Raw genomic sequence first — 17,109 nt, 5'->3', positions numbered from 1 at the left:
GACGGACGTCGAGCTCGCCGCATAACCCCAGCAACCCCGAACCACACCAAACCCGTCAGGGGCGCCTTGACGGAAGACATAGAGGCACCCCCCCGTTGGGGCAGGCCCGGCTCGCGGACCCGGTGGCACGCGGCTCGCCGCCCACCGGGTCCGCCCAGAGTCGCCGTTGCTCAACCGACCCGGCAGGGAAGGCTCGTGGCGCTGTCACCGCCCGAGCCGGAAACGACGTATCCGAACGTCGCGCTCTGGCCCGGACTCAACGAGCCGTTCCAGTCGGCGTTATGGACCATCACCGCCTGCCCGTTGTACGTCGCGTTGCCGCTCCAGAGGCTGACCACGGACTGACCGCCGGGCAGCGTCCAGTCGACCATCCAGCCGAGCATCGGGACGTCGCCGGAGTTGGTGACGGTCACCTCGGACTGGTAGCCGCCGTTCCAGCTGTTGGTGGTCCTGCGCGTCGCGGTGCAGGTGCCGGGGACGGGCTCGCTGGGGTTGCCCGGTTCGTGGATGCCGGTCACCTCGCCGTTTCCGCCGTCGAAGACGACATCGGAGCAGGAGTAGAAGGTCTCCGCGCTGTCCGAGCGCTGCCAGACCATGTAGATGATGTGGCGCCCGGACTTGTTGGCCGGGAGTCGGCCGGTCCAGGAGTAGTTGGCCTCGACCGTGCCGGGGCTGCCGTGGAGCGGCGGGTGGTCGACGGAGAGGAACGGCTGGTCCTCCATGGCGTCCCAGGTGAGGGTCTTGGTGGGGTCGAAGCCGTCCTTGGTGACGTAGACGTAGAACCAACCCGGGTGTGCCGCCCAGGCGTTGTAGGAGAAGTCGACGGTCGCGCCCGAGGTGAGGTGGGTGAGCGGCCAGTCGTTGCGGGGCGCGTTGAAACCGGTGAAGTTGGCGTTTCCACCGCTGCACAGCTGGCCGTCCGGCACGAAGCCGCGGGTGCGGCCGGCTCCGTCGGAGCGCAGCACCGAGAACCAGTTGTAGAAGGGTGTGGTACCGCTTACCTGTTGCGCGTTCCGGCAGGCCGGGTTGATCGGCTTGATCTCACCGGTGTCGGTCAGCCCGTCCTGCCAGCACAGGAACGTGCGACTGCCGGGTTTCATGGGGGTGCCGTGGGCCTCGGCCTTCCCGCCTGCCGTGACGATCAGGCCGAGGGCGGGCACGGTGGCCAGCAGGGCCAGCAGGACGAGGAGGAGGGCGCGGGTGCGTAACCGCGCTTTCGATTCTGACGTGATCATGACAGATCGCATGGCGAATGAGTCCGCCTTCCGTGTACGGACCGCGCGGGCAAGGGAGCACTGCGGATGCGGGCGCAGATGGATGCAGGGGGTGCAAGGGGTGCAGGGGATGCAGGGGGGTGCAAGGGGTGCAGAGGGGTGCAGGGGGTGCAGGGGGTGCAGGGGCGCGAAGCGGGAGCCTCCCGGATCCGGGCCCGGCAGGTTCCGGTCCGCCGGGCACGAGTCTCTATGGGAGCGCTCCCACTTCACCTGTGGCGGAAGGTAGCGCCGTACGGCCCAGTTGTAAACCGGCGCGTACGGCACTCCTGCGAGCGTGCCCCAGTCGATCCCGCCGTTGAGGCGGGGGTCGTACGCGGCGGAAACGGCGCAGGGCCGCACCCCCGTCACCGGGGATGCGGCCCTGGAAAGCCGTGCCGTAACGCCGGCGAACCGCCTTCAGTTGCGGATCAGGTTGCGCAGGACGTACTGCATGATGCCGCCGTTGCGGTAGTAGTCGGCCTCACCGGGGGTGTCGATGCGGACGACCGCGTCGAACTCGACGCCCGTGTCGGTGGTGACCTTCACCGTGCGCGGGGTGGTGCCGTTGTTGAGCTCCTCGACGCCGGTGAAGGAGAAGGTCTCCTCGCCGGTCAGGCCGAGGGACGCGGCGTTGGCGCCCTCCGGGAACTGCAGCGGGAGCACGCCCATGCCGATGAGGTTCGAGCGGTGGATGCGCTCGTACGACTCGGCGATGACGGCCTTGACGCCGAGGAGCGCGGTGCCCTTGGCGGCCCAGTCGCGGGACGAGCCGGAGCCGTACTCCTTACCGGCCAGGATGGCCAGCGGGACGCCCTGCTCGATGTAGTTGCGGGAGGCGTCGTAGATGAACGACACCGGGGCACCTTCATCGGACCGGGTGAAGTCGCGGGTGTAGCCGCCTTCGGTGCCCGGCGCGATCTGGTTGCGCAGGCGGATGTTGGCGAACGTGCCGCGGATCATGACCTCGTGGTTGCCTCGGCGGGAGCCGTAGGAGTTGAAGTCACGACGCTCCACACCGTGCTCGGTGAGGTACTTGCCGGCCGGGGTGTCGGCCTTGATGGCGCCGGCGGGCGAGATGTGGTCCGTCGTCACCGAGTCGCCCAGCTTGGCGAGGACGCGGGCGCCGGTGATGTCGGAGACCGGGGTGGTCTCCATCGTCATGCCCTCGAAGTACGGGGGCTTGCGGACGTACGTGGACTCGGCGTCCCACTCGAAGGTGTTGCCGGTCGGGATGGGGAGCGCCTGCCACTGGGCGTCGCCCGCGAAGACGTCCTGGTAGGACTTGTTGAACATGTCCTCGCCGATGGCGTTCGCCACGACGTCGTTGACCTCGGCCTCGGAGGGCCAGATGTCCTTGAGGAAGACCGGGTTGCCGTCCTGGTCGATGCCCAGGGCGTCGCGCGTGATGTCCACCTTCATGGAGCCCGCGAGGGCGTAGGCGACGACCAGCGGCGGGGAGGCCAGGTAGTTCATCTTGACGTCGGGGTTGATCCGGCCCTCGAAGTTCCGGTTGCCGGAGAGGACCGAGGTGACCGCGAGGTCGTGGTCGTTGACGGCCTGGGAGACCTCCTCCGGCAGCGGGCCGGAGTTGCCGATGCAGGTGGTGCAGCCGTAGCCGACGAGGTTGAAGCCGACCTTGTCGAGGTACGGGGTCAGGCCCGCCTTGTCGAAGTAGTCGGTGACGACCTTGGAGCCCGGGGCGAGGGTGGTCTTGACCCACGGCTTGCGGGTCAGGCCCTTCTCCACGGCCTTCTTCGCGACGAGCGCGGCGGCGACCATGACGTACGGGTTGGAGGTGTTGGTGCAGGAGGTGATGGCCGCGACCGTCACCGCACCGTGGTCGATCTCGTACGTCGAGCCGTCGGGGGCGGTCACGGTGACCGGGTTGGACGGGGCGCCGTTCGGGGCGACGGCCGGGGCGTCGGAGGCCGGGAAGGACTCCTGGCCCGCCTCGTCCACGCTGTCGACGTAGTTGCGTACGTCGACCTTGAACTGCTCGGCGGCGTTCGCGAGGACGATGCGGTCCTGCGGGCGCTTCGGGCCGGCGATCGACGGGACGACGGTGGACAGGTCCAGCTCGAGCTTCTCGGAGAAGTCCGGCTCGGCCTTCGGGTCCAGCCACAGGCCCTGCTGCTTGGCGTACGCCTCGACGAGCGCGACCTGCTGCTCGGAGCGGCCGGTGAGCTTGAGGTAGTTCAGGGTCTCGTCGTCGATCGGGAAGATCGCGGCGGTGGAGCCGAACTCCGGGGACATGTTGCCGATGGTGGCGCGGTTCGCGAGGGAGGTGGCGGCGACGCCCTCACCGTAGAACTCGACGAACTTGCCGACGACGCCGTGCTTGCGCAGCATCTCGGTGATGGTGAGCACGAGGTCCGTGGCGGTGGTGCCGGGGGTGAGCTCGCCGGTGAGCTTGAAGCCGACGACGCGCGGAATGAGCATCGAGACCGGCTGGCCGAGCATCGCGGCCTCGGCCTCGATGCCGCCGACGCCCCAGCCGAGGACGCCGAGGCCGTTGACCATGGTGGTGTGCGAGTCGGTGCCGACCAGGGTGTCGGGGTAGGCCTGGCCGTTACGGACCATGACCGTGCGCGCCAGGTGCTCGATGTTCACCTGGTGGACGATGCCGGTGCCCGGCGGGACGACCTTGAAGTCGTCGAAGGCGGTCTGGCCCCAGCGCAGGAACTGGTAGCGCTCCTTGTTGCGGCCGTACTCCAGCTCGACGTTCTGCGCGAAGGCCTCGTTGGTGCCGAACTTGTCGGCGATGACCGAGTGGTCGATGACCAGCTCGGCCGGGGAGAGCGGGTTGACCTTCGCCGGGTCGCCGCCGAGCTCCTTGACGGCCTCGCGCATGGTGGCGAGGTCGACGACACAGGGCACGCCGGTGAAGTCCTGCATGATCACGCGGGCCGGCGTGAACTGGATCTCCTGGCTGGGCTGGGCCTGCGAGTCCCAGCCGCCGAGGGCACGGATGTGGTCGGCGGTGATGTTCGCGCCGTCCTCGGTACGGAGCAGGTTCTCCAGCAGCACCTTCAGGCTGTACGGAAGGCGAGCCGAGCCTTCCACCTTGTCCAGCCGGAAGATCTCGTACGACTCGTCGCCCACCTGCAGCGTGCTGCGGGCGTCGAAGCTGTTCGCCGACACGACAGTCTCCTTCATTGATGTGCGCGTACCACCGCATCCTGCCGTCACACGGGCTTGGCCCATCCGCTAAGGTCAGGCTAAGTTAGGTAACCCTTACCAGGGTGGCGACTGCGGTGCGCCTCGGCAGATATCTCGATGTCGAGATAACTCTAGTACATGGGGCCTGAATGGTCATGCCCGGGCTCGCCACGCCCTCTAGGCTCCCCCCTTCGGCCTTCCCTCGGCCGTCCCTCACGGGAGGGGCGCGGGGTGGGCGCCGGAGAGCTCGGGAGGGAGTCGGGACGCCTGAGGGATGACAGTGGGACAGGACCTTGTTCCAGGGCGGCGCGGCCCACTACGAGCAGGGCCGGCTGCCGTACGCGCCGGACTTCGCGGGAGCGCTGGCCGCGGCTCTCGGCCTGGGACGGCCGCGACCGTCTCCTCGACGTCGGCTGCGGGCCCGGCATCGTGACGCTCCCCCTGGCCGGGTATTTCACCGAGGCGATCGGAGTCGACCCGGACGAGGACATGCTGGCCGAGGCGGAACGACGAGCCGAGCGCCACGGGGTGACCAACGCCCGATGGGTGGCCGCCCGCGCCGAGGACCTGCCGGCGGGCCTGGGCGAGTTCCGGGTCGTGGCGTTCGCCCAGCGACCCTCGCGCACTTCCCCTCGTTCACCCGCCCAGCTTCTCAGTACGGGACCGCAGCGGCGGGGCGAGGTCGTCGGCACCGCCCCGCGACGGCTGAACGGGCGTCATGGGAGGGCCGAGCCGGGGTAGACGGGAGCGGACAGGCACTTCCCGACGGAGGAGGCCCGATGGCCCTCACTTTCCGCAAGAGTTTCCGCATCCTTCCCGGCGTGCGTCTGAACCTCAACCGGCGGTCGTGGTCACTCACCACGGGCGGCGGGCGGCACGGTCCGCGGCACACGCACAGCAGTACGGGACGTCATACGACATCGATTGATTTGCCCGGACCTTTCGGGTGGCGTCGCACGCGGACCGCCAAGCGCCGTTGACGGGACGTCACCCGAACGGACCCCCCAAGAGGCGCCATCTCATATCTGAGATAACCTCAACCTCATGGCAGACGACTACCTCGTACGCATCGGCAAGCTCATCCGTGTCGCCCGGCAGCACCGGGGCTGGACACAGGCGCAGCTGGCCGAGGCGCTCGGAACCAGCCAGAGTGCCGTCAACCGCATCGAGCGAGGCAACCAAAACATCAGCCTTGAGATGATCGCTCGAATCGGTGAAGCACTGGACAGCGAAATCGTCTCTCTGGGCTACGCGGGACCGATGCACCTGCGTGTCGTGGGCGGCCGCCGGCTGTCCGGCGCGATCGACGTGAAAACCAGCAAGAACGCCTGCGTAGCGTTGCTCTGCGCCTCGCTGCTCAACCAGGGGCGCACGGTGCTGCGCCGGGTCGCCCGGATCGAGGAGGTCTACCGCCTGCTCGAGGTCCTCAACTCCATCGGGGTGCGGACGCGTTGGATCAACGACGGCGTGGACCTGGAGATCGTGCCGCCGACCGGGCTGGACATGGCGGCGATCGACGCCGAGGCCGCCGTACGCACCCGTTCCATCATCATGTTCCTCGGCCCGCTGCTGCACCGCATGGACCACTTCAAGCTGCCGTACGCCGGCGGCTGCGACCTCGGGACGCGGACCATCGAGCCGCACATGATCGCGCTGCGCCGGTTCGGGCTGGAGGTGGCGGCGACCGAGGGGCAGTACCACGCCGTCGTCGACCGCGCGGTCCGCCCGGACCGGCCGATCGTGCTGACCGAGCGCGGGGACACGGTGACCGAGAACGCGCTGCTCGCGGCCGCCCGGTACGACGGGGTGACCGTGATCCGCAACGCGTCCTCCAACTACATGGTCCAGGACCTGTGTTTCTTCCTGGAGGCGCTCGGCGTGAAGGTGGAGGGCATCGGCACCACCACGCTCACCGTGCACGGCGTGCCGGACATCGACGTCGACGTGGACTACTCGCCGTCCGAGGACCCGGTCGAGGCGATGAGCCTGCTGGCCGCCGCCGTCGTCACGGAGTCGGAGCTCACGGTGCGCCGGGTGCCCATCGAGTTCCTGGAGATCGAGCTGGCGGTCCTGGAGGAGATGGGACTCGACCACGACCGTACGCCGGAGTACCCGGCCGACAACGGCCGCACCCGGCTGGTGGACCTCACGGTCCGGCCCTCCAAGCTGGAGGCGCCGATCGACAAGATCCACCCGATGCCGTTCCCCGGTCTGAACATCGACAACGTCCCGTTCTTCGCGGCCATCGCGGCCGTCGCCTCGGGCAAGACCCTCATCCACGACTGGGTCTACGACAACCGCGCGATCTACCTGACGGACCTGAACCGGCTCGGCGGGCGGCTCCAACTCCTCGACCCGCACCGGGTGTTGGTCGAGGGCCCGACGCGCTGGCGCGCCGCCGAGATGATGTGCCCGCCGGCCCTGCGTCCGGCGGTGGTCGTGCTGCTGGCGATGATGGCGGCGGAAGGCACGTCGGTGCTGCGCAACGTGTACGTCATCAACCGCGGCTACGAGGACCTGGCCGAGCGGCTGAACTCCGTCGGGGCGCAGATCGAGATCTTCCGGGACATCTGAATCGCGCGGTGTCGTGCCCCTTGGAGGCAACGGGCAGGACACCTCAACATGCCAGCTGACCTGCAGATACCCACCTTCACAACCCTCCATTGATCACTGTTGTTTTTCAGCACCTTGTGCAACGCCGTGCAAGATGATCTTGAATGGGTGACGACACGTCAGAGATATCTGAGCACCCGTCAGCCTTCACGGAGAGTTGTCGTCGAAGTGGCCTCGCAACGTCCGAGGAGCGGCGCTGACGGTGGCGTCCCACGTCCCCGTCGGCCACCCGCAAGTGCGGTTCGTGTCGATGCAGTCTGGCTGTGACGTTGTTCAGCGGCCCCAGCATGTTGGCTTCCAGCGGCCCCAAACCGTGGGGTTTCTGTGTCTTTCAGACGTCTCGAAGTGGCCCCGGGGGACGGCCCGATGTGGGACCAGCCGGGTATCGAGTGTGGTGAGCCGCGGCTCTGGGCGACTTGATCAGCTCATTGCCCCGACGCCGAGGTGTCAGTGGGCACCGCCATGATGGCCTGATGGATGATCTCGCTGTGTTGCGGCAGGAGTTCTCGGAGAACGAGGACGCGTTCCTTTCGATCGTGATCCATGATCGCAGGTGGGACAAGGAGGCGTTCGCGCGTCTGGAGCGGGCCATGCGTGGTGTGTGTGCAGCGTTCGAGGAGAGTGAACAGCAGGACTTGCCGCGATGGTTGGTGGAAGGGTTCTGGATGTGTGTTGACTGGCTTCCCGATCACACGGCCCATCCGCGGTTTCCCCGGCCGGAGCCGTCGACGTATTACGAGGCCGCTCTCACGAGGCTGCAAGAACTTCAGTATTGGTTGGTGACGGGCGCTTCTCCGTACTTGCCTGAGCACGTGTTCGCAGATCTGTAGAGACGGTGGCTGTGCCGATCGTCCCCTGGTCAGTTCGCTTGGCCGCTCTTCCTGGCTTTGGAGCGAGCGAGGCGGTAGGACTCCGTGCCGGTCTCGATGAGGGTGGCGTTGAAGGTGAGGCGGTCCACGATCGCCGCACAGAGCCGTGGGTCGGTGAAGGTCCGGCTCCAGCCCGTGAAAGCCTCGTTGGAGGCGATCGCAATGCTGCTCTTCTCCTCACGCTCCGTAAGAACCTGGAAGAGCATTTCCGCCCCGCGGCGGTCCAGTTCGAGATAGCCGAGCTCGTCGATTTCGAGGAGGTCGACCCGCCCGTAGCGGGCGATGGTCTTGCCCAGTTGCTTGTCGTCTGCCGCCTCGACCAGCTCGTTCACCAGGGCTGCCGCGGTGGTGTAGCGGACGCGGTAGCCGGCCATGGCGGCAGCGGTGCCCAGCGCGATCAGCAGGTGCGACTTGCCGGTGCCCGAGTCGCCGATCAGACACAAAGGGTAGCCTTTCGCGATCCATTCGCAGGTGGCGAGGTTGTGGATGACCGCCGGATCGACGTTGGGATTGACGCGGTAGTCGAATTCGCGCAGCGACTTCTCTCGCGGGAAGTGGGCCGCTCGAATGCGTCGTTCGGCTCGTCGGCGGTCGCGGTCCTCGCACTCAGCCATCAACAACTCGGCGAGGAACCCGGCATAGGACAGGCCCTCGCGTTCGGCCCGGGCGATCGTGTCGGCGGCTTGGGCGCGCATGGTGGGCAGCCGCAACAGTCGGCAGGCGGTGTCGATCGCCGCGTCCGATGCCTGTGCGGTCAGCGCGTGATGAGCGGTGGTCATGATGAGTCCTTCCAGCGAAGCTGCAACAGCTCGTCCCACTGCTCCAGGCGGGGCAGGGGACGCTGGTCGGCGGGCATAGCACGGGCGAGACGGCGCGGAGTCAGGGGCGTGACCTGGGCCGGGTCCAGATCCAACGGCTCCGGAGCGGCAGTGCCGGCCGTGACAGTCGGTGCCCGCCCGGCCGTCTGGGCCGCCTTGCGTGCCTCCAGCGCGATGACGTCCTCGTTGAAGGTGCCCGCCGCGACGGCCGCGCGGATCCCGGCCACCACGTCGGCGTGCTGCTGATGGCGGTGCAGCAACAGCACCTTGACCAGGGCTTTCGTTCCCTCGATGTCGCCGAGGGCCTTCTTGGCTGCGGCCCAGAAGGCTTCGTGGACGGCCGTGAAGGTGCCCTCGGCGCGGGCCTGGTGGAGGGCCTCGGAGCGTTCCAGCGCTCCTGGCTTGGTCAGCAAGGCTTCCAGGTAATGGTCCAGCACGAGGTGTTCGGCGCCACGACCGGCCAGCCGCCGGTGCCGGGCGATCTCCCGCCGGCCGTCATAGACAGTCAAGTCGTCGCAGGTCAGCGTGACGGTGACCTTGCGGTCGATGAAGCGGACCGGGACCGAGTACCGGCACATCTTCACGGTGACCATGCCGTAGCGGTCGACGCGGGGCGTGAGGGTGATGCCGGTGGCGAACGGATCGTCCGGCAGCGGCAGCAGGTGACCGGCCTCGCGGGCGAAGTCCTGTGCGATCGTCCGCATCCTTGCCCCGATCCGCCGCTCGTCCTCCTTCGCCTCGGACTCGGCCAACCGGGCGTTGAGTTCTTCCAGGGTGTCCACCTGCGGCACCGGGGTGAGGTAGTTGCGGCGGAAGTAGCCGACCTGGCCTTCGACTCCGCCCTTCTCGTGGGCGCCGCGCAGGCCCGGCTCGCAGTAAAAAGGGGTGAAACCGTAGTACTCGTGGAAGTTGGTCCAGCGCGGGTTCTCCTCCCGCGAGCGGCTGCGGAAGACCACCTTCTTCACGGCCGGGGTGAGGTTGTCGTAACGGACCTGCCCAGCCGGCACTCCTCCCAGCGTGGTCAGCGCGTGGACGTGTCCTTCGAAGAACGCCTGCTGCCCACACGAGCGCGAGATGCGGTGCACGGCCTTGCCGAGTATGCAAGACGGAAGGCGAACAGATAGCAGCGGGTGCGCTGGCCGGCCAGGTCCACGTAGACGTCCCCGAAGTCGACCTCAGCGTCGGCACCGAGCGCGTTGTGCCGGGTCACGAACGCCTCGACAGGAGCCCCCGCCTGGGCTGCGATCTCCTTGCGACGGGCCGCGACGAAGTCCCGGACCGTCGGATACGGGATCGCCTCGCCGAACTCCTCCTCGATCCGTGCCACGATCCGCCGCACGGTGTGCCGCTGCTTGCGCGGCGCCTCCAGGTCAGCCCGCAGCCAGGCGTCGACCGCCTTTTTGTACGGCTCCATCCGAGGTGACGTCCTCACCGGCTGGCGGCGCGGAGTGGGCACCGGCGAGGACAGAGCCTCGCGTACGAGCCGGCGGTGAACGCCGTACTTCCGCGACAGAGCCCGGATCGACAGCTGCTGCTGCCAGCTGTCGCGCCGGATCCGGTCGAACAGCTCTTGCTTGGACAACGACATCCACAGCACCGCCCCTGCCGGAGACCACGAGAACCGTCTCACCGCAAGAGCCGTGGTGGGGCCACTTCGCCCCGTCACCACCCCTTAAAGCCCCCACGCGACCCATCAACTGGGGCCGCTGGAAGCCAACATGCTGGGGCCGCTGAACAACGTCACAGCCAGGCTTCGGCGGGGTCCGGGCTCACGAGGCGTTCCAGACCTGCCGTCGTGATCTTCGCCTACCTGCCGGGCATGTGCCCACATCTGTTCCTCGAAAGCGCGGGCGGCCACGTCCAGATCTCCAGAACCGGTGGCGATGACTCGGCGAGTTCGACGGCCTTCCAGCATCGCACGGTTCGCGCCCGCCCCCAACGGGGGCATCAGATGGGCGGCGTGGCCCAGTAGCGTCACCCCGGGGATGTGGGTCCAGGTGGGGGACACGGGCAAGGCGTAGAAGGGGCGGTGGACGAAAGCGGTGCCGTGGCGGAGGAATTCGGTTCCCTCGCTCACCCCTGATGTGCTGAATCTGCACGATTTCAGACCCTTCTGAGCGGCAGTCACCTCTGTCGGTGCGGACGGGGCCTGTGCGATTGTCGTACCCGTAAGGGTCTGACGAGACAGCACCGAGGGTGGAACGACATGTACGGCACGCACAACGGACCGACGCCTTCCCACCGCGGGAAAGGCCCTGGCCGCCGCTGGTTCCTCGGGCTGGTCGCGACTGGGGTTGGTACGGTCGGGGCCGCCGGGCTCGGGGAGTTGGCGTTCGCGGCGGACGAGGTACCGGTGCGGACATACCGCTCGCAGGGGGGTATCGACCACCGCAAGTGGGCTGTCGCGAAGGTGCTGAGGAGCGCCGAACCCGCCGCCGTCGCCGCGTGGATCACCGGCACGGGGGCCGCGCCCGGTGAACTCAAGGCGGAAATGGACGCCCAGGTGGGTGCGCTCGCCGACGCCGCCGCAGCGGGACTCGGCGTCGCGCGCGGCTCCGTCGTCGTCTCCTGGGTGCGCGCCGCGTCCGTGCAGCGTCAGATATGGGACCGCAAGTACGACTTCCTGCGCACCGGTTCGGGCGGCGCCGGGACCTTCGGGATCGTCACCGACGACATACGCGCCAAGTATCAGGCCCAGTTGGGCACCGACCCGCAGTGGGACCCGGACAAGGACGCGCACCGCGAGGTCTGGGCCGCGCTGACTCCCGACGAGCGGCAGATCGAGATCCTGCGCACGTCGACCGCGCCCGGTGTCTCCCGCCACCACCTCGGCAGCGACGCCGACTTCTTCGACACCACTCCGCAGAACTGGGCGGACGGCGGTCCCGAGGCCGCCAACTACGCCTGGCTGCGTGCGAACGCGGCCCATTACGGCTTCCTCCAGACCTACACCGCTGAGACGGCGAAACCCTCGCCCGCGATCAGCGAGGAGCGGTGGCACTGGTCGTACGCACCCGTCTCCGAGGCCGTGCTGGACTACGTCCGCGCCGACGAGAGCCTGATCGAAGGGGCGTTGGACCAGCTGTGGAGCTATGACCCGGCGCGGTACACGTACATCAAGGCGCACTGGCGGGAGTACATGTTCCACGTCAACGAAGAGGCGTACTTCGGGGGCTGAAGAGGCGAGGGAGCCGACAGCTCGCCTGCACTCCGCGATCGGGCCGCTCTCCGGATACTTCTTCGGCTTCCTTCCTCGACCTCCCTTCTCTTGGGTGCCGGGAGCAGAAGTCGAGGAACCGCTGGGTCTCGACCGGGTAACCTGCGAACCCATGGTCGGAGAGCCTCCAAATCCCCTAGCAGCATCTACAGTTCAGATTTCGATACCTTCAGAAATCGTGAACTCGCGGGGATTTGCACCGGGGCCGGATCGACTCGCTCGGTCTGGACGAGAACGGCACACCTGCGCTGATCGAGTACAAGAAGGGCGCCGACACCGGGGTCCTGTCGCAGGCTGTCTCCTACCTGTCGTGGTTGGACTCCGCGCGCCACGAGTTCGAGGCACTGGTCAAGGAGAAGCTGGGCTCCGAGGCCGCCGAGTCGATCGACTGGCGGAACCCTCGTATGGTCTGTATCGCCGCTGGCTTCTCGCACCACGACCGAGTCGCAGTGCACCGTCTGCGCGAGCGGGTCGACCTGGTGCGCTACCGCGTCTTCGAGGGTGGGTTGCTGAGCCTGCTGATGATCGAGGCCACGCCCGGATCCACGAGACCGGTCTCAGATCGGCGCCAGAGCCGCGAGCGGGAGGTCACGGCTGGTGCGGCCAGCAAAGTCGGGAAGGCGTCCGCTCAGGCAACTGCTACCGCGGGTGCGATTCCCGGCTGCCTGCGGGACCTGTACGCCGAGCTGGACGAGGCCCTCACCGCCTGGGGCGAGGTCGAGGTGGCTCAGCTTCGGCACTACATCGCCTACCGCCGGATGGTGAACGTCGCCTCCGTCATCTTCCGTCCGAAGCACGAGGCGATCCTGGTCTACCTCAAGGTCGACCCGGACACGGTCGAGCTGGAGGAGGGCTTCTCGCGCGACATGCGCGGTCTCGGCCACCTCGGAACGGGTGACCTGGAGGTCCGGATCGCCTCTGCCGCTGACTTGGACAAGGCGGGACCGCTGATCCGGCAGGCGTTCGAGGCGGCCTGACGCAAGAGGAAGGGCGGCTGGTACACCGGTGTCTCGGTGTACCAGCCGCCCTTTGGCGCCTGCGGTCCGTCGGCCCTGGCTTGGTCGCTCTCACGCTCATTCTTCCGGTCCTGCCAGGACGAAGTCGTCCTGGGTCAGCTCCGCTCGGAGCCTTCGCTCGGCAACGTCGGCGTAGTGCGCGGACAGCTCGGCTCCGACAAACCGCCGGCCCTCTCGGAGGGCGGCGACGCCTGTGGAGCCACTGCCGGTGAAGGGGTCGAGGACGGTGCCGCCTTCGGGGCAGATCTGCACGAGCTGCTGCATGATCTCGACCGGCTTCTGGGTGATGTGGACACGGTCCTTGCGGGGCTGGGAGGCGATGAAGTGGCCGGGCAGGTAGAGGTCCCGGTCCTTTTCGAGGCTGCCCTTGACGCCCCAGACGATGAACTCGGCCGATTGCTTGAACCCGCCCTTGCGGGGCCGGCTGGCGGGCTTGATCCAGGGGATCGTGCCGCTCCAGGTCCACCCCGCCATCTGCAGGGCATCACTGGTGGTCGGCTCCTGGCGCCAGTCGGAGAAGACCATGGCGACGGAGTGCTCGGTCGCGGCCCGGTACGCCTCGGTGAGCAGCGCGGTCAGCCAGCTTCGATAGCTCCGCTGGTCGCGGTTCTCGCCGGGGAAGTTCTGCAGGTCGTGCGCCGATCCGGCCGTGACGTACTTGGCGCGGGCGGTGCGGCCGGTGCGGTCCGAGCTGGTGCGTCCGCCGGAGTTGTACGGGGGATCGGTGATGACGGCGTTGACGCTCTCGTCCGGGAGGGTCTTCAGCACGGTGAGGGCGTCGCCTCGGTGCAGCGTGTAGCTCATGCGCGGGGCCTCTTTCAGGACGCGACGGGACTGGGCCAGCTCCGGACGGCGGTCAACAGCGGCCGTTCGGAGCGGGGTTGCGCCGGACGTTAACCGCGATTTCCGGCCGCACCTAACGAGCCTGTGCAGTGCTTCGGGCCCGGGTTCGGGGGTCGTTTGGTGGGGCCGGAATCCCGGTCTACTGTCTCGCCAAGTCACCGAGGAGGAGCCCAGCTCCACCACCGTTGACCTGTTCTGATCCGTGTTACCGCGTCCAATAAACGTGGGCCGGAAGGCACGTTGACCCCCCGTTCCCGAAGCCGTGAGGAGACGCGGTGCACCACCTGAGATTACGAGCGCGGCTGACTGCCGCGCATGGCCTGAACCCGGTGTCCGGGAGCTACCAACTCCCCTGACCCGGGCCCGCCCTGGGAGGCGGATTCACATCGGCGCGGTGCCGACGGCTTCGCACGAGAAGTCGGCACCGCGCCTCCTACGAACCGCGAGGAGCCGCTGCGATGCAGCACGCCCTGGTACGCCCACGTCCTGACCCAACACCGTTGCCCGGCCGGGCTGTCCGCCCCGGCGAACGGCGGCGGCGATGAAGAAGACCACCGGAGCGGTCGTTGGTTTCTTCGCCTCCGGTCCGCTTCTGCTGGCCGTTCCGATCCTCGCAGTCGGGGCCGGAGCCGCTGCGGCCTCCTGCTCGACCGGCGGTCCACAGGCTGTCGATGCCTCGGCCGTTGCCGCTCAGGTGAAGACCATCCTGGACGGCGGCGGCAAGGGCACGGTCTCCGTGCCGGGTCTGGAAGACCCGGCGGAGCAGATCCCCAACGCCAAGACCATCCAGGCCACCGGCGTCGCGATGAACATCCCCGCCAGGGGCCAGATCGTGGCCCTGGCGACCGCCCTGCAGGAAAGCGGCTTGCGGAACCTGACCTACGGCGACCGCGATTCACTGGGCCTGTTCCAGCAACGACCGTCGCAGGGATGGGGCACCGCGAACGAGATCCTCGACCCGGTGCACGCCTCGACGATGTTCTACGAGGCACTGGAGAAGGTCTCGGGCTGGCAGTCCCTGTCCGTCACCCAGGCCGCCCAGGCGGTGCAGAAGTCCGGCTTCCCCGAGGCTTACGCGAAGTGGGAGCCCCTGGCCACCGCCTTGCAGCAGGCGATCGAGCCGCTGTTGTCGAAGGCCGGCGACACGTCGCCGAGCCCCTCGCCATCCGGCTCGGACAGCACGGCCAGTGCTCCGCCGAGTGCCGCGGGCAGCTGTACGGCCGATGGGGACGGCACCGACTTCGGAACCATTCCGCCCGGCACGGTGCCGGCCGGATACAAGATTCCGGCTGACGCTCCGCCCAAGGTCCAGACGGCGATCCGCTGGGCGCTCGGCCAACTCGGCACCCCGTACCAGTGGGGCGGGAGCTGCACCGACTCCCACGGGAGCGACCCCATGGGCCGATGCGACTGCTCCTCCCTGATGCAGCAGTCGTACAAGGCCGCCGGGGTCGCCCTCTCGCGGACGACGTACACGCAGGTCAAGGAGGGCAAGCCGGTATCGGTCGACGCTCTCCAGCCCGGTGACCTCGTCTTCACCGAGGGGACTGCCAAAGTCCCGGAACACGTCGGGATGGTCATCGGGCAGGGGTTGATCGTGAACGCCCCGCACACCGGCGACGTGGTCCGCCTCGCGACCCTCGCGTCCTGGAAGCCGCAGATTCTCGCGGCCCGCCGAGTCGTCTGACCGGCGCTTCTCTCCCTCCCCTCCTTCCTGCGCTGGCTTCGTCCATCGGGCTTTGGCCTGCATTCAATCGAACTGGAGTTCACAACCATGTATCTCGCCGACAAAGTCGTCCAGCTCGCCTATGACCCCGGGATCAAGCCGAACGGGGGCGGGCTGCCGGGCCTGGCGGTCCTCAAGCAGGTGATGGGCTCGATCAACCTCTTCGGGATCATCGTCGTGGTCGGCGCGCTCGCCGTCAGCGCGGGCGTGTGGGCCTGGGGCCACCACTCCGGCGGCCACCAGGCCGAGGCGAACGGCAAGAAGGGCGTGCTGGTCAGCGCCGGCGCGGCCCTCCTGCTGGGTGCCGCGAACGGCGTGGTTGCGTTCTTCAGCACGCTGGGGAGCCAGGTCCACTGATGTCTCCCCGTTCCACGAACCCCGGCGGCGCGTCTCGCGTGCGCCGCCGGGCGCTGCTGGGCACCGCTGTCCTGGTGGTGCTTGTCGCCGTTGCCGGCCTGGCCGCCTACCTCACCCGCGACGGCAGGGCCTCCTCCAAGGCCTCCGCACCGGAGACGAGTTCGGCTTCCCACTCCTCCCCGACCGCTCCTGCCTCCGCTTTGTCACGTCCGCATGGGAGCCAGGGCGCCCTGCCCGTTCCCCCGTCCACGCACGACCCGATCGCATTCGGCAAGGCGGCAGCCGCGGCGCTGTGGTCGTACGACACCCGCGCCTACTCCCAGCACGAGCTGCTGGCTGCCCTGCGCGGGTGGCTGACCAGCGAGAAGAAGTACGCCGACCTGGCCTCGGTCGACGCGCTCGTCCCCTCGCGCGTGCTGTGGAAGGAGATGGCCGCCAACGGCCAGTTCGCCACCGCCAAGGTGAACGAGGCGCACTTCCCCGACTCGTTCGCCCAGGCCCTCCAGGCGGACCCCGGGGCGATCACCACCGCGTACGCCTACGCCGTGACGGTCTCCGGCAAACAGTCGATCGCCTGGAACGGCTCGCCGCACGGCGGGGCCGAGCACCGCGTCACCACCCTCGCGGTCCAGTGCCGCCCCTCCCAGCCCTGCGCCCTGGCCGGTGTCCTGCCGGCCGTCGCGCCCTGACCCTCACCCCAGAAAGAAGGGAGGTACCGCCATGGGAGTCTGCGATCTTCCGCTGATGGACACCGTCTGTGACACCGTCGACTTCGCCACCAACCCCGCCGGGACCGTCACCGACGGCATCGGGGCGTGGATCGCGAAGTCAGCGGGTGAGCTGGCCGCCAGCGCAGCCGATCTCGCGGCCAAGGCCGTCAACGAAACCACCGCCATCGATCTCAACGCCGGTTGGTTCCGGGACAACTACGAGCTGCTGTTGCCCATCGGCCTCGCCTTGACCGTCGGCACGTTCTGCATCCAGTTGATGTTCGCGGCCTGGCGGCGGGACGAACGCGCCCTCGCCCAAGCGGCGATCGGCACGATGACCGGCGTCCTCTTCTCCTTCTGCGCCGTCGCCTTCACCTCCGTGGCCATCACGGTGGTCGACGCCCTGTCCGACGGCCTGTTCCAAGCAGCCAACAGCTCAGTGGACGTTAAGTCCGATCTTCCCCGGTTCGTGATCGCTCGATCGTGGGACTGATACTCGTCCGGGGCGACTGCTCGTCATGCCCATGC

General features: G+C 68.2%; 12 protein-coding genes and 4 pseudogenes. 10 read left to right on the top strand and 6 right to left on the bottom strand.

From position 1 onward, the window contains the following. Positions 1 to 170: 170 nt before the first annotated feature. Entirely contained in the window at positions 171 to 1,235 is a 1,065-nt protein-coding gene (locus ACIBAF_RS47665; protein ID WP_399472842.1) for a lytic polysaccharide monooxygenase, read from the bottom strand. A 435-nt stretch (positions 1,236 to 1,670) separates the two neighbouring features. Next, positions 1,671 to 4,394: an aconitate hydratase AcnA gene (acnA, locus tag ACIBAF_RS47660; RefSeq protein ID WP_399472840.1), complete on the bottom strand. Its 2,724-nt coding sequence runs from the start codon at positions 4,392 to 4,394 to the stop codon at positions 1,671 to 1,673. Positions 4,395 to 4,705: 311 nt separating this feature from the next. Here acnA and ACIBAF_RS47655 point away from each other — a divergent pair. The 4 genes and pseudogenes from ACIBAF_RS47655 to ACIBAF_RS47640 all read left to right on the top strand — a co-directional run. Next, a pseudogene (locus ACIBAF_RS47655) lies at positions 4,706 to 5,024 on the top strand (class I SAM-dependent methyltransferase); the annotation flags it as partial. Positions 5,025 to 5,191: 167 nt separating this feature from the next. Next, positions 5,192 to 5,392, top strand: a complete 201-nt coding sequence (locus tag ACIBAF_RS47650; RefSeq protein WP_399472838.1) for a DUF4236 domain-containing protein — start codon at positions 5,192 to 5,194, stop codon at positions 5,390 to 5,392. A gap of 64 nt (positions 5,393 to 5,456) precedes the next feature. Beyond that, entirely contained in the window at positions 5,457 to 6,986 is a 1,530-nt protein-coding gene (locus tag ACIBAF_RS47645) for a helix-turn-helix domain-containing protein (protein ID WP_399472836.1), read from the top strand. 512 nt (positions 6,987 to 7,498) lie between these two features. Next, complete coding sequence (locus ACIBAF_RS47640; protein WP_399472834.1) at positions 7,499 to 7,855, top strand: hypothetical protein; 357 nt, start codon at positions 7,499 to 7,501, stop codon at positions 7,853 to 7,855. 29 nt (positions 7,856 to 7,884) lie between these two features. Here ACIBAF_RS47640 and istB read toward each other — a convergent pair whose 3' ends face one another. The 3 genes and pseudogenes from istB to ACIBAF_RS47625 all read right to left on the bottom strand — a co-directional run. Then, positions 7,885 to 8,673, bottom strand: a complete 789-nt coding sequence (istB, locus tag ACIBAF_RS47635; RefSeq protein ID WP_399472832.1) for an IS21-like element helper ATPase IstB — start codon at positions 8,671 to 8,673, stop codon at positions 7,885 to 7,887. Beyond that, a pseudogene (gene istA / locus ACIBAF_RS47630) lies at positions 8,670 to 10,300 on the bottom strand (IS21 family transposase). Before istA ends, istB begins: the two are co-directional and overlap by 4 nt. Before the next feature lie 152 nt (positions 10,301 to 10,452). After that, positions 10,453 to 10,774: pseudogene (locus ACIBAF_RS47625) on the bottom strand (FAD-dependent monooxygenase); the annotation flags it as partial. A 144-nt stretch (positions 10,775 to 10,918) separates the two neighbouring features. Between ACIBAF_RS47625 and ACIBAF_RS47620 the strand changes: the two are divergent. Further along, complete coding sequence (locus ACIBAF_RS47620; RefSeq protein ID WP_399472830.1) at positions 10,919 to 11,890, top strand: D-alanyl-D-alanine carboxypeptidase family protein; 972 nt, start codon at positions 10,919 to 10,921, stop codon at positions 11,888 to 11,890. 233 nt (positions 11,891 to 12,123) lie between these two features. Further along, positions 12,124 to 12,906, top strand: a complete 783-nt coding sequence (locus ACIBAF_RS47615; RefSeq protein ID WP_399472828.1) for a DUF5655 domain-containing protein — start codon at positions 12,124 to 12,126, stop codon at positions 12,904 to 12,906. 96 nt (positions 12,907 to 13,002) lie between these two features. On the opposite strand, the gene ACIBAF_RS47610 is transcribed toward ACIBAF_RS47615, so the two are convergent. Then, on the bottom strand, positions 13,003 to 13,749 hold the full coding sequence (locus ACIBAF_RS47610; protein ID WP_399472826.1) for a DNA-methyltransferase: 747 nt from the start codon (positions 13,747 to 13,749) through the stop codon (positions 13,003 to 13,005). A 580-nt stretch (positions 13,750 to 14,329) separates the two neighbouring features. Here ACIBAF_RS47610 and ACIBAF_RS47605 point away from each other — a divergent pair. From ACIBAF_RS47605 to ACIBAF_RS47590, 4 genes and pseudogenes are all read left to right on the top strand, one after another. Beyond that, on the top strand, positions 14,330 to 15,475 hold the full coding sequence (locus ACIBAF_RS47605; RefSeq protein WP_399472824.1) for a C40 family peptidase: 1,146 nt from the start codon (positions 14,330 to 14,332) through the stop codon (positions 15,473 to 15,475). An 87-nt stretch (positions 15,476 to 15,562) separates the two neighbouring features. Further along, on the top strand, positions 15,563 to 15,871 hold the full coding sequence (locus ACIBAF_RS47600; RefSeq protein WP_133909850.1) for a DUF6112 family protein: 309 nt from the start codon (positions 15,563 to 15,565) through the stop codon (positions 15,869 to 15,871). Further along, complete coding sequence (locus tag ACIBAF_RS47595; protein WP_399472821.1) at positions 15,871 to 16,560, top strand: hypothetical protein; 690 nt, start codon at positions 15,871 to 15,873, stop codon at positions 16,558 to 16,560. Before ACIBAF_RS47600 ends, ACIBAF_RS47595 begins: the two co-directional genes overlap by 1 nt. Positions 16,561 to 16,591: 31 nt before the next feature. Then, positions 16,592 to 17,026 (top strand): annotated as a pseudogene (locus ACIBAF_RS47590) (ATP-binding protein); the annotation flags it as partial. Positions 17,027 to 17,109: the final 83 nt, after the last annotated feature.

The organism is Streptomyces sp. NPDC051677 (genome assembly GCF_044453465.1).
GTDB lineage: Bacteria > Actinomycetota > Actinomycetes > Streptomycetales > Streptomycetaceae > Streptomyces.
This window is presented reverse-complemented; position numbering and strand designations above follow the sequence as displayed.

Bases quoted from the DNA above. Each gene is read 5' to 3' on its own strand.
- ACIBAF_RS47665 (WP_399472842.1), bottom strand. From the start codon at position 1,235: ATGATCACGTCAGAATCGAAAGCGCGGTTACGCACCCGCGCCCTCCTC.
- ACIBAF_RS47650 (WP_399472838.1), top strand. From the start codon at position 5,192: ATGGCCCTCACTTTCCGCAAGAGTTTCCGCATCCTTCCCGGCGTGCGT.
- ACIBAF_RS47645 (WP_399472836.1), top strand. From the start codon at position 5,457: ATGGCAGACGACTACCTCGTACGCATCGGCAAGCTCATCCGTGTCGCC.
- ACIBAF_RS47640 (WP_399472834.1), top strand. From the start codon at position 7,499: ATGGATGATCTCGCTGTGTTGCGGCAGGAGTTCTCGGAGAACGAGGAC.
- istB (WP_399472832.1), bottom strand. From the start codon at position 8,673: ATGACCACCGCTCATCACGCGCTGACCGCACAGGCATCGGACGCGGCG.
- ACIBAF_RS47620 (WP_399472830.1), top strand. From the start codon at position 10,919: ATGTACGGCACGCACAACGGACCGACGCCTTCCCACCGCGGGAAAGGC.
- ACIBAF_RS47610 (WP_399472826.1), bottom strand. From the start codon at position 13,749: ATGAGCTACACGCTGCACCGAGGCGACGCCCTCACCGTGCTGAAGACC.
- ACIBAF_RS47605 (WP_399472824.1), top strand. From the start codon at position 14,330: ATGAAGAAGACCACCGGAGCGGTCGTTGGTTTCTTCGCCTCCGGTCCG.
- ACIBAF_RS47600 (WP_133909850.1), top strand. From the start codon at position 15,563: ATGTATCTCGCCGACAAAGTCGTCCAGCTCGCCTATGACCCCGGGATC.
- ACIBAF_RS47595 (WP_399472821.1), top strand. From the start codon at position 15,871: ATGTCTCCCCGTTCCACGAACCCCGGCGGCGCGTCTCGCGTGCGCCGC.